Below are 20,089 nucleotides of genomic sequence, written 5' to 3' on the forward strand. Positions count from 1 at the left end.
TTGCGAGCCGCGAAGCGACGAAGCAAGCCAGGGGTGAGCCCCGGCCCCTGGATTGCTTCGCTGACGCTCGCGATGACGGCGACGGTGCGATCTCGCGTCCGCCCTCAGCCGAACGGCACGATCTCCGGCGTCGGCCCGCTTCCCACATAGCGCCGCACCATGGTGGCGCAGAACTCCGCGAAGGCTTCCGGTTCGCGGGGCGCGCTGGTGTGATGGGGCTCGACCCCGAGATGCTCGGGCGTAAAGCAGAAGGTGGCCGTCACCTGGAACGGCTCCAACGCCTTCACGAGCCGGTCGAACCACCGCTCGGCGTCGGGGCGGAACCAATCGGCCCAGCTGAGGCCGGTGCGCAGGTAGCGCACCCCCATGTGCTTCATGTGCTCGACGGCATCGTCGAGCCGATGATCCTCGTGGTGGAACCACTGGCAAAGACCCATGGCAGGGGCGCAGTCATGGAAATGCTTCGCGGCCAGTTTCGGGGTGCCGTCCTCCCGCAGCAGCCCCATGGCGAAATGGCGGTAATAGGAGGAGCCTTCCGCTTCCTTGTGCCGGGTGGTCGCCTCCCATTCGCGCGGCAGGTCGTAGAGCGAATACCAGTGCACCCGCGGCGCCTGGCCGCGCAGCAGTTCGGCCGTGCGCTTCAGGCCCCAGTCCTGCACCTCCTCGGCCCCGAAGGTCGAGACCCCGACCTCGCTGACCCACACGGGCAGGTGCGTGGCGGCCTTGATCTCGGCGATCTTGGCCGGCCATTCGTCGATGCCCCACAGGTTCCAATCGAGCGGGAACCCATGCACCGCGACCGCGTCGAGATGCTCCATCACCCCATAGCCGGCGAGCCGGTGCACGAAGTGCGGATCGATGGGCGACATGCCGCCAAGCACGCGCGGCAGATGGGCGTTCTCGGCCCGGATCGCCTGGGCGGCCAACACCACCATGCGGCCGAACTGCGACCAATCCGGATCGATGGCCGGGTCCCAGTGCGACTTGTTGTTGGGCTCGTTCCAGAGCATGCAGGCTTCGATCACGGACGCGTCCTCGACGGATAAACGGCACCGCCCGTCGCGCCAGCGACATGGCGGCACAAGAACACCTCTTCTTCGGGGTGCTCCAGGATGGTGAAGCCGGCGCTGCGCAGCATGGCGGCCGAGCATGCGGCGTTGGGGGCCCACCAGTTGGTGGGATCGTCGGCATAACGACGCTCGATGAAGTGCATCTTCGGGTAGCCGGGGCTGTCGAAGTGGCCCTGCTCGAAGAAGTCGTAGTTTTCCGCCACGGCATCGACCTGCGGGGCGCCGCGCTGCAGCGACTGGAACAACATCAGATCCTTGGCGACCGTGTCATGGATGAGGTCGAGCGCCAGCAGCGGATGGCGCAGGTGGTAGAACACCCCCATGAAGATCACGAGGTCGAAGCGCTCGCCGAGCGCCGCGAGGTCATAGACCGACAACTGGCGGAACTCGATGTCGAGACCCGACACCCGCGCCGCAAAGCGGGCCTGGGCCAGGTAATCCTCATCGAAGTCGATGCCGAGCACGCGGCTTGCGCCGCGCCGCTTCATTTCCATCGAATAGAAGCCGCCGTTGCAGCCGATATCGAGGACGGTCTTGCCCGTGAGATCGGCCGGCAGCACGTGGGCGAAGGAGCGGAACTTCACGCCCGGATAATCGCCGAGAAAATGGTCCGGCGCGGTCCAGACGCCGCCGAGCTGCATGTTGTGGAACCAGGGCCCAAGGGCCTCGGCCTCGCGGCGGATGGCGTCGGGGGTGATCGTGGGTGGCGCGGTCATGCGATGGGGCCTCGAAGCGCGGTGGCAAGGATCGGCGGCGCGTCGCCGTGATGGGCCAGGGGGGCGGCGCGGCGCACCGGCGGCTCCGACTGGCCGAGAAGGCCGAGCGCGGCGCGGTAGCCGTTCAGCGTACCGACGTCCACATAGGCGGTACCGGCCGGGATGCCCCGCGCCATGCCGCCGGCCGCCAGATAAGCGTTGACGAGCGTGCCGAGATATTCGTCCTGGCGGTGCCGGGCGAGCCAAAGATCGCGCAGGGCATGAAGGACGTGGCCGGGCATCTTGAAGGCGCCCCAGATCCAGTTCGAGGCGGCATTCGGCTGCTTGACCTGGATCTCGCGGACGCGGCCGTCCGGGTCGCACACCACGGCATCGAAGAACTCGGGCCGGTCCACCGGAAACAACAAAAACGACAGGCAGTCGTCCGGCAGGGCCGCGAAACCATTGTCGGGAAACCAGATCGTGTCCGGCAGGCCGACGATCACCGGCTCGTCGGGGGCGATCAGCGGCGCCGCGCGGAAGACGGCGTCGCACAGGCCACTCGGGTTCGGCTGCACCACATAGGCCACCGAGGCCGGGCCGTAGCCGCCGCCGTAATAGGCCAGGATGTCGGACTTGCCCGGCGAAATGACGAAGCACACCTTCGTGGCGCCCGCCTGCACCATGCGGTCGAGCAGGTATTCGCTGACCGCGCAGGGACGCTCCACATCGCCATCGAGGCGGCTGCCCACCGGCAGCAGCTCCTTCGAGAAGGCGAGCGGCTGAATGCGGCTGCCGCGTCCGGCGGCCGGGACGATGCCCCACATCAGTTCGGCTCCCCCTGCGGCACGGCGAGGCTGGCGACGGCAGCCTCGAAGTCGAGGGCCCGCCGGTCCGACGTATGATCGGCCAGCACGCGGGCGCGGCCGGCCTGGGCGATGCGGGCGACCGCCGCGTCGCTCAGGTCGAGGGCCGCCAGTGCGGACTCGGTGGTGTCGGCCACCAGGATTTCCGAGCCGGGCACGAAGAAGTCGTCGAGCCCTTCCCAGCCGTCCGACAACAGCGCCGTGCCGCAGGCCGCGGCTTCGAACAAGCGCCCGGACGGGCAATGGCCCATGGCCGCCATGGCCGCACGGGTGACGTTGAGGGTCATGCGCCCGGCCGCGAAAAAGGCCGGATGGGCGGCCGGCGGCAGATGGCGTCGGAAGAAAATGTTCGGCGTCCAAGGAAAGTCGGCCGGGTATTGAGCGCCGCCGAGGGTGAAGCGCCGCTCGGGCCGCAACCGCGCCGGCACAACGAAAAGGCGCTCCAAGGCCGGCTGGCGATCGGCCGCATAGGTGCCGAGATAGGTCAGGGCCGAGATCTCGCCCGCGTCGGGTGTCGCCGGCCGATGCACGTCGGGGTCGACATGACCATAGAGCGGTGCCACGCGGCGCGCCCCGAGCCGGTCACGCAGGGCCGCCAGCGCCGCGCCGCCCGTATAGCTGAGCACGAGGTCGTAATCCGCGAAACCGCGCGCCCCCACATAGGCGGGCCGCTCCGGCCCTTCGAGCGCCGCGAGCGTCACGGGCGTATCGAGGTCGTAGAACAACCGCGCCGCGCGGGGCGCCGCCACCACGAGGCGCTCGGCCTCGGGTGCGTCCGGGCAATAGGACGTCACCATGGCGACGTCCGCTTCCGCGACGGCGCGTCGGGCGCGATCGGCCACGCTGTCCCAGTCGGGATAGATCACGAGCTCGCCGCCCGGCAGGTCGTGCAGGTCACGGTTGGCGGCGTAGAACGGCAGGTCGCGCTCGAAGAAGGTGACGTGATGACCACGCCGCGCCAGTGCCCGCACGAGACCGCGCCAGAGGGTCGCGTGGCCGTTGCCCCAGGACGATGACATCGCCAGGCCGAAGACGACGACCTTCATGCAGGCGCCTGTTCGTTGAGCCTCACCACCTTGCCGCCGCCCGGCCACAGGTCGAGGGTGGTGATCGATGCCGGATCGACCACGATGCGACCGTAATGGTCGAGCGGGGCACCGATCAGGGTCAGCACCACCGTCTTGACGACGTCGCTATGGGTGGTGAGCAACGTCGGCCCGCCATCGGTGGCGGCCAGACGCGCGATCAGCGCCATCGTCCGATCCTGAACCTCGACGGCGCTCTCGCCACCCGGCATCCGGCCGCCCGTCCGATCGGCGTTCCAGGCGTGCCAGGCGGGGTCCGCGGCGAGCGACGGGAAATCCATGCCGGTCCAGCGGCCGCAATCGATCTCGTTCAGGGCAGGCTCGACCACCACGTCGAGCCCGAGAAGATCGGCGACCGGCTGCGCCGTTTCCCGGCAGCGTTCGAGCGGGCTCGACAGGATTCGAGCAATTGAGCGGCCCGCAAAGGCGCGCGCCACGGTCTGTGCCTGGTCCCGGCCCTCGCCGGACAGGTGCACCGCCGCCATGCGGCCCGCCAAAGCCTTGTCGATGAGACCATGCGCGGCATGGCGCAGAAGGTAGACGCGGCTCACCGGCGCGCCGCGACCGTGCCGGCGACCCGCACTCTCACGCCTCGCCGGCCATGAAGGCGCGCGTGCGTTCCAGCGCCTCCGTGTCGGTGAATTGTTTGGGGGGCGATTTCATGAAGAACGCCGAAGGGCCGATCAGGGCGCCGCCGATGCCGCGGTCGAGCGCCAGCTTGGCGCAGCGGACCGCATCGATGACGATGCCGGCGGAATTGGGCGAGTCCCACACTTCGAGCTTCAGCTCGAGATTGAGCGGCACGCCGCCAAAGGCCGTGCCCTCGATGCGGATGTGGGCCCATTTGCGATCGGTGAGCCACGGCACATGGTCGCTCGGGCCGACGTGGATGTTTTCGGGCGCGATCGGCACGTCGAACTGGCTCGTGACAGCCTGTGTCTTCGAGATCTTTTTTGATTCGAGGCGCTCGCGCTCCAGCATGTTCTGGAAATCGGTGTTGCCGCCGAAGTTGAGCTGGTAGGTGCGGTCGACCCTGACGCCCCGATCACGGAACAGGTTGACCAGCGCGCGGTGCACGATGGTGGCACCGACCTGGCTCTTGATGTCGTCGCCGATGATGGGCAGCTTGGCTTCCGCGAAGCGCCGCTCCCAGGCCGGGTTCGAGGCGATGAACACCGGCATGCAATTGACGAAGGCACAGCCGGCCTTGAGCGCCTGTTCGGCGTAATATTCGGCAGCCTGCTGGGAGCCGACCGGCAGATACGACACCAGCACGTCGGTGCGGCTTTCGGCGAGCGCCGCCGCCACATCGACCGGGGCGGCGTCGGATTCCGGCACCACGTCGCGCAGGTATTTGCCGAGCCCGTCGAAGGTCGGCCCGCGCTGCACTGTGACGCCGGTCGGCACGACGGCGGCGAAGCGCGTGGTGTTGTTGGGCTCGGCCAAGATGGCATCCGCAACGTCGGCGCCGACCTTCGCGGCATTGACGTCGAAGGCGGCCGACACGGCAATATCGCGGACGTGATAGCCGCCGACGTCGGCGTTCATCAGGCCGGGAACGGGCTCGTTCGTGTGGGCCGACCGGTAATAGCTCATGCCCTGCAGCAGAGACGAGGCGCAATTCCCGACACCGACCACACCGACCCGCAGCGACTTCGACACCAATCCCACTCCCCCTCGTGATGCCCGGACCCTAGGGGATCGGACCCGCGAGGCCAACCATCTTACGTTCGGCCCGGGCTCCTAGCACGACGACTGAAATTCCGAGGCCGCCGCACGGGTCGGCCGTCTGCGTCAAATGGGCACGCGACGCCATTCGGCTCTCCAGCACCGGAGGGGCCGGAACAATCATACGGGCCGGCTGTTGTGCCAAGGCTCCGGAGTTGCGGAAGACAGCGTTAAGATCTTTCGCGCGTCAGCGTTCGAGCAAACTTGCGCGCGACGTAGGCCCGGCGGGTGAGCAACAGGCGGGTGGGTCGGACCGTGTTTCATATCGGCAAACGGGTCTTTGCTGGCAGGTCCAGGCCGCTGTCCGTGCCGTGCGATGGGCGCATCCCAAAGCGCCTCGGAGCGTCTCGGTGAGCGCCCAGGACCGCCAAAGCGGGGATGCCGCGCGCTATGCCGAGCGGGTCTCGATGGTTCTGGCTGGCGGCAAGACCGGCGTCTGGAGCTGGATGCCGCAAAGCCGCAGCCTGAACCAGGATGCGCGGATCGCGGCCATCTGGGGTGTGCCGGCATCGCAAACCGCCGGGATGGAACAGCTTCTTGACGCCGTGCACCCGGACGACCGGGCCCGCGTCGATACGGCGATCGACCGCATGCTGGACCCGACGCCCGACACGGACCGCGGCGGCGAGATCCAGTTCCGCATTCGTCGGATCGACGATGGGCGGGAACGCTGGGTCAGCGCGCGAGCGGGCATCTTTCCGAGTCCCGACGATGCGGTCGGGGAGGTAATCGGCACCGCCGAGGACGTCACCGACCAGAAGCTGCACGACATTCACCTGCACATGCTGCTGCGGGAGATCACGCACCGATCCAAGAACCTGCTGGCCATCATCCAGGCCATGGCCCGCCAGACCGTCAAGGACAGTTTGACGGCGGCGGACTTCGAGCGCCGCCTGTCGTTGCGTCTGCGCGGCCTCGCGGCTTCGCACGAATTGCTGGCCGCGCAGGACTGGCACGGCGCCCACATGGAGGAGCTCGTCAAGGGGCAGTTGCATGACATGCTCGAATCGCATCCGAGCCGGGTGTCGCTTGGCGGTGCATCGATCTTCCTGAAGCCCGAGGCGGCCCAGAATATCGGCTTGGCCCTGAACGAATTGTCGACCAACGCGATCCGCTACGGCGCTTTGTCGAACAGCGAGGGGCGCGTCGAGCTGTCGTGGCACCTCGACGACGGCACTGGCGCAGATCGACGCCTGCATGTGACCTGGACCGAGCTGGGAGGACCGACGGTCGCGCCGCCGCGTCGGCAGGGCTTTGGCCGCAAGGTGGTGGAACGGGTCGCCGCGAGCGCCCTCGACGGCAGCGTCAGCCTGACCTTCGCGCCCGAGGGCCTGCAATGGTCGTTGCGCATCCCGTCGAGCTTCGTGTTGAGCGGCCCTCCCAAGAACGCCGAGATGCCGAAGCTATTCTCCGCCTGACCGGACCGTTCAGGCGTGAAGCGGCCGAACCGCGACCGTCTGGGCGGCGGCCCCGAGCAGCACGCGGCCAAAGCCTCTCGCCTTGTGGCGCGAGCTGCTGAAGCGGCAAAACACGATATCCATCAGCTCATCCAGCACGGCGGCGTTGATTTCTTCCGTGACGTCGGGATCGAGACCCGCCCGTTGCAGATCGCGTTCGAGGTCGAGCCAGATGCGCTCGGCCGTTCCCCGCTGATCGAGGATCAGGGCCCGCCACAGGCGTCGGTGGTGGATCGACAGCAGGGCGTGGGACGCGGAGCCGAGCGACCGGTCGGCATAGCCGTCGGAAACGGTGTCGGCGATGACCGGTTCAGCCCATACCGCCATTTCTGAACGCAGGTCGTGCAGGAGGTCGGGCACCGGCATGGCGCGCGGTTCGATGTGAGGGGTTGGCGACGGCATCTGCGATCACCTCGCGGGACCCGGAACGAGGCTTCCGGCTCCTCAAGGTCTCGCAGCATGGTTAATGAAGGCTCAACAGCCTCACGTTTCCGTGAACCGATGGGCACAGGCTTCGGAAGGGCCCGCAATGCCGCAGGGTCGCCCGGCATCGCGGATATGTCGCAATGAAGCGGCACGCACGGCGCGGCAGCTTCTACACCTCAGCGTGCAGAAAGGGAGTCGAGGCTTGGCTGAGTTTCCGAAACACGCGAAGGTGGTCATCATCGGCCTCGGCGGGATCGTGGGGGCCTCGGTGGCCCATCACCTCGTGGCCCGCGGCTGGACCGATATCGTCGGCATCGACAAGTCCGGCATCCCGACCGACATCGGCTCGACCGCCCATGCGTCGGACTTCTGCTACTCGACCAGCCACGATTTCCTGTCCTGCTGGACGACGCTTTATTCCATCGATTTCTACGACAAGATGGGCCACTACGCCCGCGTCGGTGGCATCGAGGTCGCCCGCGTCGGTGACGACGAACGCATGGCGGAGCTGCGCCGCAAGGTGTCGTCCGGCAAGGCCTTCGGCACCCGGGCCCGGCTGATGGAGCCGGCCGAGATCAAGCAGAAGTTCCCGCCGGTCGAGGAAGCCATGGTCCAGGGCGGCCTGTGGGACCCGGATGCCGGCCTCGTGGTGCCCCGCTCGCAGACGGTGGCCGGCCTGCTGGTGGATGCGGCGGAGAAGAGCGGCGCCCTCACCGGCTTCGCCAACACGCCCGCGACCTCGCTGGTACTCGAGGGCGGCCGCATCAAGGGCGTCGTCACGCCGCGCGGCACGATCATGGCCGATCATGTGGTGGTGTGCGCCGGCCTTTGGGGCCGCATGATCGCCGAGATGGCGGGCGAAGACCTGCCCGTCATGCCGATCGACCATCCCCTGGTGTTCTTCGGTCCCTTCAACGAATTCGCGGGAACCGGCAAAGATATCGGCTGGCCGCTGCTGCGCGACCAAGGCAACTCCGCCTATATGCGGGACACCGGTGACCCGACCACGGCCGAAGGCGGCATGATCGAGTGGGGGTATTACGAGGAACACGCGCCGCGCCTCGTCCACCCGCGCGAGCTGCTCGGCAAGGCCGAGGCCCGGTTGTCGCCCTCGCAGCGCGACCTCGACATGGAGCATATCCTCACCCCCCTCGAGCGCGCCATCGAGCTGACGCCGATCCTGGGCGAGCTCGGCTATGACGAGCGCCGGTCCTTCAACGGCCTGCTGCAGGTGACGGTGGACGGCAACGCCATGCTGGGCGAGTCGCAGCGGCATCGCGGGTTGTGGTATTGCGTCGGCGTGTGGGTGAAGGACGGCCCCGGCATGGGCAAGCTCATCGCCGACTGGATGACGGACGGCCGCACGGACATCGACCACGCTAAGATCGACATCGCACGCTTCTACCCGCATCAGCTTGGGGCGGACTACATCGCCGGCCGCTGCGGCGAGGCCGCCAAGAAGGTCTACAACCCCGGCATCCACCCGCGTGAACCTTATGACACCGGCCGCGGCCTGCGCCGCTCGCCCTTCCACGAGCGCGAGCGCGCGCTCGGCGGTTACTTCATGGAACTCGGCGGCTGGGAACGGGCGCATGGCTATGCGGCCAACGCCCATCTGATCGAGCGTTACGGCAACCGGGTCCCGGTGCGGACCGACGAATGGGACGCCCGGCATTTCTGGCGCGTGTCGAACGCCGAGCAACTCGCCATGAGCGACGATTGCGGCCTCATCAATCTGTCGCATTTCGCCATCGTGGACGTCGAGGGCCCCGATCACGTCGCGCTGATGGAATGGGTTTGCGCCGCAAAGATCGGCGGCGATGCCAATATCGGCAAAGGCATCTACACCCACTTTCTCGATGACGCCGGCATGGTGCGGGCGGACCTCACCGTGTTCCGCATGGCCGACCGCTGCCGTGTGGTGGACGGGGCCGATGCGGGCCCGCGCGACTACCATTACCTGCGCCGCGTCGCGGCCGAAAAGGGGTTCGACGTTTCGGTGACGGATGTGACGGAGCGTTATGTCACGATCGGCATCTGGGGCCCGAACGCCCGCGCCACCCTGGCCAAGGTGGTGGCCGACCCGGACGGCCTGTCGCCCGCGAACTTCCCCTTTGCGGCCGTCAAGCCGATCAACATCGCCGGGGTGCCGGTCAGCGCCTTCCGGATCTCCTATGTGGGCGAGCAGGGCTGGGAACTGCACATGCGCTACGAGGACGGCCTCGCGGTGTGGGACGCCCTGCGCGAAACGGGCATCATGGCGGTCGGCATCGAGACCTATGCCAACAGCCGCCGCATGGAGAAGAGCCTGCGGCTGCAGAACGCCGACCTGACCACCGAATACAACCTGCTCGAGGCTGGCCTGGCGCGACCCAAGGTCAAGAACGCCGAGTTCCGCGGCAAGGCCTGCCACGTCGAGCACCGCGCCCGGCCGCATCAGCCCGCCACCTTGTGCACCCTGGTGATGACCGACAACCGCGACACCCGGGGCGTGGCCCGTTATCCCGTCGGCATCCTGCCGGTGCAGGACCCCGCGACGGGCGAAACCCTGGTCGACGCGCTCGGCCGTCGCTCCTTCACCACCTCGATCGCCTATGGGCCGACGATCGGCAAGAATATCGCGCTCGCCTATCTGCCGCACGACTTCGCGCAGGCCGGCCGCACGCTGCAGGTCGAATATTTCGGCGATGCGTTCCCGGTCGAGGTGGCTTCCGTGGGCTACAAGGCGCTGTACGACCCGGAGAACGCCAAGCCACGCAGCTGAGGCACCATGACGCAAATGCGACGGCCGCCGGAAAACCGCACGGCCAGCGCCGTTGCGACTTGCGTCGGCCCCCGCGATCGCGCCTGCTGGACCGCATGACGATCCCGCTGAAAACCCTGACCGCCGCAGGCCTGCTGTGCTGCCTGGGGGTCGTTGGTGTGGCGCCGGCCGCCCGCGCGGCGGACGCTGCCGACAAGAGCGGCTTCACCCTGCTGATGCCGACGCCCGACGCCGACCTGCGGGATTTCTCGCCCGACCGCCCGGCCAAAGCCGACTCGCCCTATACGGTGGATGCCGGACACTTCCAGATCGAGGGCGACTTCCTGGACGTGACCGCCACCAAGCGGTCCGGCCTCTCCACCCACACCTTCGAGACCGCCGATCCGGTGCTCAAGCTTGGCCTGACCAACGCGATCGACCTCGAAGTGACGCTCGGCGGCTACAACACGCTACGCTCGATCGACCGTGCCACTGGCGCTCTGCTGGAGCGCGACAAGGGCTATGGCGACACGACCGTGCTGACCAAGTTCAACCTGCTCGGCAACGACAAGGGCGACGTGGTTTTGGCGGTCTCGCCCTATCTGAAGGTGCCGACCGGTGCCGCCGGCATCGGCGACGGCACGGTCGAGGGCGGCGTGATCGCGCCGCTGCTGCTGAAGCTGCCGCAGGATTTCGAGGTGACGCTGCAGACCGAGGTTGACGTGCTGGCCAACGAAAACGGCCCGGGCACCCATGTGGCCTTTGCCAATATCGCCGAGGTCAGCCATCCCGTACCGGGCCTGAAGGACGTCACCGCCTTCGCGGAATTCTACTCGCAGGTGACGGCAGCCCGTCAGGAAACCAACATCTACACGGCCGATGTGGCGCTGGCCTATCAGGTCGATCCCAACCTGCAGCTCGACGTGGGGGCCAATTTCGGGCTGAACCGCGGCGCCCCCGATACGGAAGTCTATAGTGGCGTCGCGCGCCGGTTCTAGCTGCGCCGCCGTTCGGGTCCTATGGCTCGCGCTCGGCTTCGCCGGGCTGGCGGCAGGCCCAGCCTCCGCGGTTGTGGGCCCGTCCGAGCCTGGCGGCGCGCTCGCGGCGAGCCTTGTCATGGTGCTGAACCGCAACGGCGACGCGGCGGGGTTTTGCACCGGCACCGTGCTGGCCCCGACCGTGGTGATGACGGCCGCCCATTGCGCGCCGGACGGGGGCGAACTGCGGATCTATGACCCCGACCAGGGCCCGACGGCGCTGCTGCCCGTCGCCGCCGTGCGACGGCATCCCGACTACCGCACCGATGCGGTCCGCACCCGGCAGCGCTCGATCGATCTCGCGCTGATCCGGCTCGCGGCCCCCTTGCCGGCACGGTTCGCGCCCGCCACGCTGGCCGACGCCGTCGACGGCAGCCCCGGCAGCCGCTTCACGCTGTCGGGCTTCGGCGTCACGCGCGAAGGGGACGGCCGCAGTTCGGGCCGGCTGCGCAGCACCACTGTGGCGGCGCAACTCCCTGCCTCGGCTGTGCTACTTTGGGCCGGCGATCCGGACCACAAGGGGCGTGGCGCCTGCACGGGCGACTCGGGCGCTCCGCTGACGCGGCCCGGAACCACGGCCGTGGCCGCCATCGCGATCTGGGCCGCCGGCACGGGCGCGCAGCGTTGCGGTGCCCTGACCCAGGGGCTCTGGATCGCTCCGGAGCGCGCCTGGATCGACGACGCCCTCCGGGCCTGGGCAGCCGGGAGGTAAGACGCGCCCCTGACCACGCATGGACAGGAACGGCGTTGCACCCTAGACTATCGTCGTGGCTTTCGTGGCCTCCATGGCCCCTGCCGCCAAATCCCTATCCCCTCACGATCGGACGTCCCGCATGTTCTCCTGCGTCGGCTATGCCGCGGAATCCGCCACCGCCCCCTTGGCGCCCTTCAGCTTCGACCGCCGGGATCCTGGCCCGAAGGATGTGCAGATCGACATCATCTATTGCGGCGTCTGCCATTCGGACCTGCATCAGGCCCGCAACGAGTGGCACAACACGGTGTTCCCCTGCGTGCCCGGCCATGAGATCGTCGGACGCGTCAAGGCTGTCGGCACCGAGGTTTCCAAGTTCAAGGTGGGCGACCTCGCCGGTGTCGGCTGCATGGTCGATTCCTGCCGCTCCTGCGAAAACTGTCGCGACGGCCTCGAGCAATATTGCAATAACGGCTTCGTCGGCACCTATAACGGCCCCGACAAGACATCGGGCGGCATGACGTTCGGCGGCTATTCGAAAGCCATCGTGGTCGACCAGGACTTCGTCCTGCGCATCCCCGAGAACCTCGACCTCAAGGGCGTGGCGCCGCTGCTTTGCGCCGGCATCACCACCTATTCGCCGCTGCGCCACTGGAAGGTGACCAAGGGCCAGAAGGTCGGCGTGGTGGGCCTCGGCGGCCTTGGCCATATGGCCGTGAAGATCGCCCATGCGATGGGGGCGGAAGTTTATCTGTTCACCACCTCGCCCGGCAAGGCCGAGGATGCCAAGCGCCTGGGCGCAAAGGACATCATTCTGTCGAAGGATGCCGAAGCCGTGGCCAAGCACGCCGAAAGCTTCGATTTCATCATCGATACGGTGTCGGCCGACCATGACGTGAACGGCTATCTCAATGCCCTGAAGCGCGACGGCACCTTGTGCCAGGTCGGCGCCCCGACCGATCCGCTCAAGGTCGCGGCCTTCAGTGTCATCTGGAAGCGCCGCCAGTTCGCCGGCTCGCTGATCGGCGGCATCGCCGAGACGCAGGAGATGCTCGACTTCTGCGCCGCCCATAACATCACCTCGGACGTCGAGATGATCAAGATGGCCGACATCGAGACCGCCTACGAGCGGATGGTGAAGAGCGACGTGAAATACCGCTTCGTCATCGACATGGAGACGATGCCGACGGCGGCCTGAGGCCCATCCTCATTCCGGGGCGGCGTAGCCGGACCCGGAATGAGGAACCACCGCGACGAAGGTTCAGGCTCCCCGGATCTTCGCTTCGCTCCGTCCGGAATGAGGGCGCCGTTCAAGTCTTCGGCTTGAGGCCTCGCGCCCGCTTCGGCACCCGGTCGGGCCAGCGCACGATATGGCCCGGCAGGTTTTCCGGCAGCACTTCGGTTTCATGCGCCGATATCTTGCCCCGCACCGAGACGCCGGCCTCGACGACCGTCTCGGGGCGCCCCGACACTACGGGGTGCCACCACGGCAGGTCGCGCCCTTCGCGCACCAGCCGATAGCCGCAGGTCGGCGGCAGCCACGGGATCTGCCGGACCGCCTCGGGCGTCAGCCGCACGCAATCCGGGACCTCGCGCTGGCGGTTCGGATAATCGGCGCAGCGACAGGTGCCGGCATCGAGCAGCTTGCAGGCGACGTCGGTATAATAGGTTTCGGCCGTGTCCTCGTCCTCGAGCTTGACGAGGCAGCAGCGGCCGCAGCCGTCGCACAGGCTTTCCCATTCGGCTGGCGACATGTCCTCGAGGCGCTTGCGCCAGAACGGCACAGGTGCGGCAGGGAGCGCCGCGTCGGGATCGGAATCTGTCATGATCTGGCGACTCCGCCTCGGTCGGCCACCCGGAAAGGCCCGGCATGGCGTTTGCGTCCAGGGTGGAGCGACGTGCCCGGCACTTGCGCTTTTCCGGCGCAAGCGTCAAGGAATCGGTCGCGATAGGTCGATGCCCGCGCGCGCGTGGGCCTGGAAGGCTTCGCTGCGTGGTTGACAACAGCTGGATGACCCGTTTCGGCAAACGCCTGTCGCAGGCGATGTTGTCCGTCGACGCCTGGTTCGATTCCTCGATGTTCGAGGCAGGACGGCGGTCCGGCGATCTTTACGCCCGCAGCCAGGCCTGGTCCGACCGGATCACGGTGCGGGGTTGGCGCTGGGCTTTCGTCGATGGGGCCTGCGAGGCGCTGAACCTCGGCGTCGTGGCGGCGGTCGCCCTGCTGGCCCTCGCTTATCCGATCTACGGCAGCATTTCGGACGACTGGCTGAAGAAGACCGACCTTGCGGTGACGTTCCTCGACCATAACGGGGCCGAGGTTGGGCGCCGCGGCATCCTGCACGATGACGGCGTATCGCTCGACCAGATGCCGCCCTACCTGCCGGAAGCCGTGCTGGCCACCGAGGACCGGCGTTTCTACACCCATTTCGGCATCGACGTGATCGGCACGCTGCGGGCCCTGACGGTGAACGCCCGCGCGTCGGGCGTCGTGCAGGGCGGCTCCTCGATCACCCAGCAGCTCGCCAAGAACCTGTTTCTGTCGAACGAGCGTACGGTCGCCCGCAAGGTCAACGAGGCCTTTCTGGCGCTTTGGCTCGAGACCCACCTGACCAAGCGGCAGATCCTTCAGCTCTACCTCGATCGCGTCTACATGGGCGGCGGCACCTTCGGCATCCAGGCGGCATCGCAGTTCTACTTCGGCAAATCGGTGCGCGACGTGACGCTGCCCGAGGCCGCCATGCTGGCGGGGTTGTTCAAGGCGCCCACCAAATATGCCCCGCACGTCAACCTGCCGGCCGCCCGCGCCCGCGCCAATGACGTGCTGTCGAACCTCGTCGATGCCGGCTACATGAGCGAGGCCCAGGTCTATGGGGCGCGGCTGAACCCGGCCACGCCGGTCGACCGCACCCGCACCGTGTCGCCCGACTGGTACCTCGACTATGCCTATGACGAAGTGCGCAAGCTCGTCGATGCTGGCAAGCTTGGCGACAACCGCGTGCTGGTGGTGCAGACGGCGCTCGACGCCGACCTGCAGAAGAAGGCGGAATCGACGATCGAGGACGAGTTGCGCCAGAACGGCCCGGCCTATCACGCCAAGCAGAGCGCCGCCGTCATCATGCAGCCGGACGGCGCCGTGCGGGCCATCGTGGGCGGTCGCGACTATGGGTCGAGCCAGTTCAACCGCGCCACCGACGCCCAGCGCCAGCCGGGCTCGTCCTTCAAGCCCTTCGTTTATCTGACGGCCATCATGTCGGGGAAGTTCAAGCCCTCCACTACGGTGGTGGACGGCCCGGTCTGCATCGGCACCTGGTGTGTCCACAATTACGGCAACAGCTACCGGGGCGCCCTGCCGCTGCAGGTGGCGCTGACCCATTCGCTGAACACCATCGCGGTGAAGCTGTCGATCGCGATCGGCAACGGCAACCCCAAGGTCGGCCGCGCCCGCATCATCGAGACCGCTCACGCGATGGGCCTGACCACCCCCCTGCCCGACACGGTGTCGCTGCCGGTCGGCGCCGACGAAGTGACGGTGATCGACATGGCCACGGCCTATTCGGCCTTCAGCAACGGCGGCAAGCGCGTGGCGCCCTTCGCGGCTATCGACATCCGCAACGGCCGCGGCCAAGTGATCTACCGCCACGAGGTCGACGGCCCGCAGCCCGTGCAGGTGGTGCCGGCCGCCGATGTGGCGACGATGAACAACATGCTGACCCACGTGGTCAACGAAGGCACCGGCACGCGGGCCCGGCTCGACGGGGTCCAGGTCGCCGGCAAGACCGGCACCACAAACAACTACAAGGACGCCTGGTTCTGCGGCTTCACGGGCAATTACGTGGGCGCGGTGTGGTTCGGCAACGACGACGATTCGTCCATGAACGAAATGACGGGCGGCACCCTGCCGGCCAAGACCTGGCACGACATCATGGCCTTCGCCCATACAGGGATCGACGCGAAGCCCGGCTACGGCATCGAGACCGGCGCCGGCACCGCCGCGGTCGCCTCCGTGGCGCCGGGTGCCCTGGTGCAGACCTTGTCGCCGTTACGGCCGGCCGTGTTGTCGCCCCGTACGGTCGCGGTGATCGGCGCCATCGGCCAAATGACCGGGCGGCGCGACAAGCCGGAAGCGCGACGCGACGACCTGGGCCGGCTGGCCGGCGATGCCGCAATCCCTCCCGTCAGCCTGAACGGCAACCGCTTCAGCGTGCAATGATCCCGCGGCGGCGCTAGACCTGTTCGCATGAACCGTCAGCAGCCGCTGTTCAGCATCGCCGCCGCGCCTTCGCGGCGCAGCCTCGACCCGTCCCGCTGGGCCCGGGGCAGCCTGTTGACCCTGGCGGCCCTTGGCGCCGTAGTGCTCGGCATCGCGCTCGGCCTGATGTTGACTGCGGCAGCGGTGCGATCGGATGCGATCGGCACGCGGCGGATCGGGCCCTGGCGGGTGTTTACGGATGTCGGCACGCCGGCCATCGACCCTTATCTGCGAGCCCGCATGGCGCTGAACGGCGCGGTTCCGCTCGCGGCCGCCCAGGGGCTCACGGCGGTGGCGCAGCGCGACTCCGACGGCCATGGCCTCGATGGGCGTTGCAGCTATCGCCTGAGCGGCACCATGCCGCCGGCCCAGTTCTGGACGCTCGAGGCGGCAAACCCGGCCGGGCGCCCCTTCGACAACCGGGCCGGGCGGCAAAGCTTCGCCTCCGACGACGTACTGTGGGACGGCAGCGGCCAGACGGTCATCGCATTGTCGCCCATCGCGACGGCCGGCAATTGGCTGCCGCTGCCGGGCAGCGGCCCGATCGCGGTGGTGCTGCGCCTGTACGACACGGCGCTGACCACCGGCACGGCCGGGCGCGAGGCCGCCTGGCCCATGATCGAGCGCCTCGGCTGCCCATGAGGCTGCGTCCGTCGCGTTCCACCATCCTGGTGCTGGCCGTCCTGGTGTTGGCCGTCGCGGGACTCGCCCACGGGGCGTCGTTGCTGATCCTGCCCTGGCGCAGCGACCACGATGCTTTCGCCCGCGTGGCGGCCCTCACGGCCACGACGGACCGGGCGACGCTCGATCCCGCCGGCCCAGACGCACCGCCCTTCGCGGACCCTGCCATGCTGACGGCCGTATGCCGTTTCGACCTGCGGGCGAAACCGTTCCGGCTTTCGCTGACGCCGCTGGCGGACCGCTTCGTGACGATCGGTTTCCACAGCCGTCACGGGCTCGCCTTTTACGGCCTAACGGTCCGGGCCGCGGATGCGACACGCTTCGACCTCGTGCTGACCGATACGCCGACCGCGCGTTCGGAAGCGGAACCGGATGCCGGAAACGTCGTGGTGGCGACGCCCGAGCCGGACGGCTTCGTGACGTTGGCGACACCGCTCGGCGAGGGCAGCAACCGTGAGGCTGCGGAAGACAGGCTGAACGGGGTGACCTGCCACGGCGACACCGGGCCGTAGACCGGCGCGGACGTGCGCCCGGATCGCTGTTGGTCAGGCGAACGCTAGGCGCTTTCCAGAACCGCGGCCTGCCGGTCCGGGACGGTGATCTGGGGGCGTTCGGGAGCCGGATCCAGCTCCCGCACGTAGCGTACCCCCATGAACAACAGGATGGTGGCTTCGTCTTGGGGTGGGATGGACAGGCGGCGCTTGCGACGCGGCGAGGGGAAGTTGACGATCGTGCCCATTGTCCTGTGTCCCGCTACAACAACCCTTACGCCATCGGCCTTCGACGCTGGCCTCAAGGTCAGTAGGCGGTCCGAAGGTTAAAGTTGTATCAATAGAATGCGGGCAGAGTTCGGGTGTGGCGGCGGCGCCCCCCTGGGGCGCCCTGCCGGACGACACTGTCGAAAGCTGTGGCCGATCGGGCACATCGGACCTCCCGATGCCCGGCAGCCTCGAGCCGGGCGGGGTCGCAACCGAGGCCCCGATGCTCACCGACGATGTTCCCGCAACACTCGACCGTCTTGCCGACCTCGGCCGCACGCCGGACGTCAACATCCGCCCCGTGCTGTTGCGCGTGCTGGTGGACCTGTTCGTCAGCAAGCCAAGCCACAGCCTCGACGCCATCCGGCAGTTCGACGAAATGGCGTCGCGCCTGCTCGAAGATGCCGACGAGGCGACCCGCGTCATCGTGGCTGCCAAGCTGGCCGGCCACCCCGAAGCGCCGAAGGGCTTATTGAAGCGCCTGATCGTCGAGCGCGGCCCTATCGCCACCACGGTGCTGTCGCGCGCCCATCTCGATCACGCCACCTTGCAATCGGCCGCGGCGCTGGGCACGAGCGACATGGCCATCGCGGTGGCGCGCCGGCCCGACCTCGACGCCGCAACCGTGCGGGCCCTGGCGGAGCGCCCGGAGGAGGCGGTCGTGGCGGCGCTGGCCGAGAACGGCGCCGCGCCCATCGACCTCGGCCTGCAACGTTATCTCGTGCGCCGGGCCCGCGACCACCAGGGCCTCGCCACCCTGCTGCTGCGACGGGGCGGCGATCCGCTGGAACTCGCGGCCCTGTTCCTGGCGGCCGATCGCGGGGCGCGGGCCGACATCCTCATGGCCCTGCGACGCCAGGAACTCGGTCGGCCGAGCGCGCCACCGCGATCGCGCCCACGGCCGGCCCGACACCCCAGGCGGCCGAAAAGCTCGCCCGAAGGATGGCGGTGCCGCGCTCGGCCTTCAGCCGGTCGCCGGCGCCGAGGTGGAGCTTCGCCAGGGCGAACAACAACGGAAAGGCGGCCGAACTGATCCCGAGCGGGACCGCGCCGATCAACAGCAGCGGCACGAAGCCCGTGGTGGGGGCCAACATCGCATAACCGACCACGCCGGCTGCGAGCGACACCGCGAGCGGGCGCAGCGTCGGGGCGCGGTCGAACCAGGCCCCGAACAGGATGCCGAACGCGATCGCCCCGGCGGCCCGCGCAGTCAGGAATAGCCCAAGCAGCACCGGCGGCAGATGGGCGTGCTCGATCGCCAGCAGCACCAGATAGGGCGCCGTCATGGCGTCCCGCAGGCCGATCAACAACAGCGTCGTCAGCAGCGCCGTAAACATCGGCATGGCGCCGACCTCGCGCAGCGCGTCGAGGCGCCGACGCGGCATCGGTGAGGTGAGCGGGCGCGTCATGGCGGCTTTCGGCGCCGTTGGAGGGCGCGAGTGGGCGGGATCGTCGCCCCATGCGCCGCCAAGGTGGCGTTTTGGTGATGCGGTGCGAGCCTGGCTCAGGCGTCGGCGCGGACCGGCTCGCTTCGCGGCCTGCCGGCCAACCCTCAGGTCGTCGGCGAAAGAACAGCGGCGGCCGACGCCAAGCCCCAGCGCAGCAGCGCCTCGGCCCGCTCGGCCGTCGCGGCCTCGGCATAGCAGCGCAGTTCCGGCGCGTTGCCGGACGCGCGGTAATGGATCACGCCGTCGCCCGAAAGCTGCACCCGGACGCCATCGAGCCGGTCGGTCGCGGCCGGCACGCCGATCGGCGTGAAGAAGTGGTCCGCATAGGCCGGGGTGGCGAGGTCACGCAGGAAAGCGCCGCTGGCTTCCGGGGGGATGTCCTGCAGGCGGTCGGCCATCGCGTGACCGGCCCCGAGGGCCGCGACGGCCGCCGCGAGGCCCCCGGGCATGCGGGCCGCCAGGAGGGCACAAACGATCGGCAGCATGGCGTCGCGGGTCGGCAGCGCGTCGAGGCGACCGGTGGGGAGCACGACGTCGCTGCCCAAGAGGCAGCCGCCATTGGCCTCGAAGCCCAGCACCGTGGCGCCCTCGGCCGCCGCCTCGAGCATGCCGGCGATCACGAAGGGCGAGCCGACGCGGGTGCGCCGCACCGTCTTGGCGATGCCGCAGCTCTCGATGGCGGCGCTGGAGGTGACGGGTGTCACGATGGCGGCGATGCCGAGCGCGCGCGCCACCAGCAGGCCCAGCACGTCGCCGCGCAGGATGCGCCCGGCCGCATCGGCCACCAGCGGCCGGTCGGCGTCGCCGTCGGCCGACACAAGCGCGTCGAAGCGGCCGTCACGCGCCCAGTCGGCCAATAATGCCACATCCTCGGGCCGGTGCGCCTCCGTGTCGACCGGGATGAAGCTGGTGGCGCGGCCGAGCGGCACCGCGGTGGCGCCGAGCGCCCGCAGCGTTTCGACCAGCAGGTCGCGCGCCACCGTGCTTTGCTGGTAGACCCCGACCGTCAGGCCCGCCAGCGCCTCGGCGCCGAAAGCCGCGACGCTGCGCTGCTTGTAACGCTCCAGCACCGCCGCCTCGATGGTGTCTGCCGGGGCCGGATCGGCCCCGGCCGACACCCTCGAGGCGGCGGTGGTGGAGCGTTACAATCAG

The 20,089-nt window shown here is 68.6% G+C and carries 19 protein-coding genes and 1 pseudogene; 9 read left to right on the top strand and 11 right to left on the bottom strand.

Translation table 11 applies throughout. The annotated features are described in order from the left end of the window. Positions 1–104: 104 nt before the first annotated feature. The 6 genes from P7D22_RS15130 to P7D22_RS15155 are packed head-to-tail and all read right to left on the bottom strand — an operon-like array spanning position 105 to position 5,381. A complete protein-coding gene (locus P7D22_RS15130) occupies positions 105–1,025 on the bottom strand; it encodes a beta-xylosidase (protein ID WP_319935082.1) in 921 nt (306 codons plus the stop codon). After that, on the bottom strand, positions 1,022–1,786 hold the full coding sequence (locus P7D22_RS15135; RefSeq protein WP_319935083.1) for a TIGR04290 family methyltransferase: 765 nt from the start codon (positions 1,784–1,786) through the stop codon (positions 1,022–1,024). The genes P7D22_RS15130 and P7D22_RS15135 overlap by 4 nt, the downstream gene beginning before the upstream one ends. Beyond that, positions 1,783–2,592, bottom strand: a complete 810-nt coding sequence (locus tag P7D22_RS15140; RefSeq protein WP_319935084.1) for a nucleotidyltransferase family protein — start codon at positions 2,590–2,592, stop codon at positions 1,783–1,785. The genes P7D22_RS15135 and P7D22_RS15140 overlap by 4 nt, the downstream gene beginning before the upstream one ends. Continuing rightward, positions 2,592–3,677, bottom strand: coding sequence for a CgeB family protein (locus P7D22_RS15145; protein ID WP_319935085.1), 1,086 nt, complete (start codon positions 3,675–3,677; stop codon positions 2,592–2,594). Before P7D22_RS15145 ends, P7D22_RS15140 begins: the two co-directional genes overlap by 1 nt. Then, positions 3,674–4,267 carry a histidine phosphatase family protein gene (locus P7D22_RS15150; RefSeq protein ID WP_319935086.1) on the bottom strand — a complete coding sequence of 198 codons (594 nt, stop codon included), beginning with the start codon at positions 4,265–4,267 and terminating at the stop codon, positions 3,674–3,676. The genes P7D22_RS15145 and P7D22_RS15150 overlap by 4 nt, the downstream gene beginning before the upstream one ends. 34 nt (positions 4,268–4,301) lie before the next feature. Further along, the gene (locus P7D22_RS15155; RefSeq protein ID WP_319935100.1) at positions 4,302–5,381 is read right to left on the bottom strand and encodes an inositol-3-phosphate synthase; all 1,080 of its coding nucleotides are present in this window, start codon (positions 5,379–5,381) and stop codon (positions 4,302–4,304) included. A 413-nt stretch (positions 5,382–5,794) separates the two neighbouring features. Here P7D22_RS15155 and P7D22_RS15160 point away from each other — a divergent pair, with 413 nt between their 5' ends. Then, positions 5,795–6,862 (top strand): sensor histidine kinase, encoded by a 1,068-nt coding sequence (locus P7D22_RS15160; protein WP_319935087.1) that lies wholly within the window; start codon positions 5,795–5,797, stop codon positions 6,860–6,862. 9 nt (positions 6,863–6,871) lie between these two features. On the opposite strand, the gene P7D22_RS15165 is transcribed toward P7D22_RS15160, so the two are convergent. Next, the gene (locus P7D22_RS15165) at positions 6,872–7,303 is read right to left on the bottom strand and encodes a hypothetical protein (protein ID WP_319935088.1); all 432 of its coding nucleotides are present in this window, start codon (positions 7,301–7,303) and stop codon (positions 6,872–6,874) included. A gap of 226 nt (positions 7,304–7,529) precedes the next feature. Between P7D22_RS15165 and P7D22_RS15170 the strand changes: the two genes are divergently transcribed. The 4 genes from P7D22_RS15170 (at position 7,530) to P7D22_RS15185 (ending at position 12,996) form a co-directional block, all read left to right on the top strand. Next, complete coding sequence (locus P7D22_RS15170; RefSeq protein ID WP_319935089.1) at positions 7,530–10,091, top strand: GcvT family protein; 2,562 nt, start codon at positions 7,530–7,532, stop codon at positions 10,089–10,091. Between the two features lie 95 nt (positions 10,092–10,186). Then, positions 10,187–11,068: a transporter gene (locus tag P7D22_RS15175; protein WP_319935090.1), complete on the top strand. Its 882-nt coding sequence runs from the start codon at positions 10,187–10,189 to the stop codon at positions 11,066–11,068. Continuing rightward, positions 11,046–11,819: a S1 family peptidase gene (locus P7D22_RS15180; protein WP_319935091.1), complete on the top strand. Its 774-nt coding sequence runs from the start codon at positions 11,046–11,048 to the stop codon at positions 11,817–11,819. Before P7D22_RS15175 ends, P7D22_RS15180 begins: the two co-directional genes overlap by 23 nt. Positions 11,820–11,940: 121 nt before the next feature. Continuing rightward, the gene (locus tag P7D22_RS15185; protein ID WP_319935092.1) at positions 11,941–12,996 is read left to right on the top strand and encodes an NAD(P)-dependent alcohol dehydrogenase; all 1,056 of its coding nucleotides are present in this window, start codon (positions 11,941–11,943) and stop codon (positions 12,994–12,996) included. 112 nt (positions 12,997–13,108) lie between these two features. On the opposite strand, the gene P7D22_RS15190 is transcribed toward P7D22_RS15185, so the two are convergent. Continuing rightward, positions 13,109–13,624: a YcgN family cysteine cluster protein gene (locus P7D22_RS15190; protein WP_319935093.1), complete on the bottom strand. Its 516-nt coding sequence runs from the start codon at positions 13,622–13,624 to the stop codon at positions 13,109–13,111. Between the two features lie 185 nt (positions 13,625–13,809). On the opposite strand from P7D22_RS15190, the gene P7D22_RS15195 reads away from it, so the two are divergent. From P7D22_RS15195 to P7D22_RS15205, 3 genes are read left to right on the top strand one after another with little or no spacing between them, the layout of a single operon-like run. After that, positions 13,810–16,011 carry a transglycosylase domain-containing protein gene (locus P7D22_RS15195; protein WP_319935101.1) on the top strand — a complete coding sequence of 734 codons (2,202 nt, stop codon included), beginning with the start codon at positions 13,810–13,812 and terminating at the stop codon, positions 16,009–16,011. Between the two features lie 27 nt (positions 16,012–16,038). Beyond that, on the top strand, positions 16,039–16,692 hold the full coding sequence (locus P7D22_RS15200; RefSeq protein WP_319935094.1) for a DUF1214 domain-containing protein: 654 nt from the start codon (positions 16,039–16,041) through the stop codon (positions 16,690–16,692). After that, positions 16,689–17,243: a hypothetical protein gene (locus tag P7D22_RS15205; RefSeq protein ID WP_319935095.1), complete on the top strand. Its 555-nt coding sequence runs from the start codon at positions 16,689–16,691 to the stop codon at positions 17,241–17,243. Before P7D22_RS15200 ends, P7D22_RS15205 begins: the two co-directional genes overlap by 4 nt. 44 nt (positions 17,244–17,287) lie before the next feature. Here P7D22_RS15205 and P7D22_RS15210 read toward each other — a convergent pair whose 3' ends face one another. Next, positions 17,288–17,470, bottom strand: coding sequence for a hypothetical protein (locus P7D22_RS15210; protein ID WP_319935096.1), 183 nt, complete (start codon positions 17,468–17,470; stop codon positions 17,288–17,290). Positions 17,471–17,868: 398 nt separating this feature from the next. Here P7D22_RS15210 and P7D22_RS23405 point away from each other — a divergent pair. Next, a pseudogene (locus P7D22_RS23405) lies at positions 17,869–18,318 on the top strand (DUF2336 domain-containing protein); the annotation flags it as partial. A gap of 10 nt (positions 18,319–18,328) precedes the next feature. Here P7D22_RS23405 and P7D22_RS23410 read toward each other — a convergent pair. Both P7D22_RS23410 and P7D22_RS15220 read right to left on the bottom strand, forming a co-directional pair. Next, a complete protein-coding gene (locus tag P7D22_RS23410; protein ID WP_336624813.1) occupies positions 18,329–18,898 on the bottom strand; it encodes an MFS transporter in 570 nt (189 codons plus the stop codon). 143 nt (positions 18,899–19,041) lie between these two features. Beyond that, positions 19,042–20,055 carry a phosphomannomutase gene (locus tag P7D22_RS15220; RefSeq protein ID WP_319935098.1) on the bottom strand — a complete coding sequence of 338 codons (1,014 nt, stop codon included), beginning with the start codon at positions 20,053–20,055 and terminating at the stop codon, positions 19,042–19,044. Positions 20,056–20,089 lie beyond the last annotated feature (34 nt).

The organism is Lichenihabitans sp. Uapishka_5 (assembly GCF_033947565.1).
In the GTDB taxonomy this organism is placed as follows: domain Bacteria; phylum Pseudomonadota; class Alphaproteobacteria; order Rhizobiales; family Beijerinckiaceae; genus Lichenihabitans.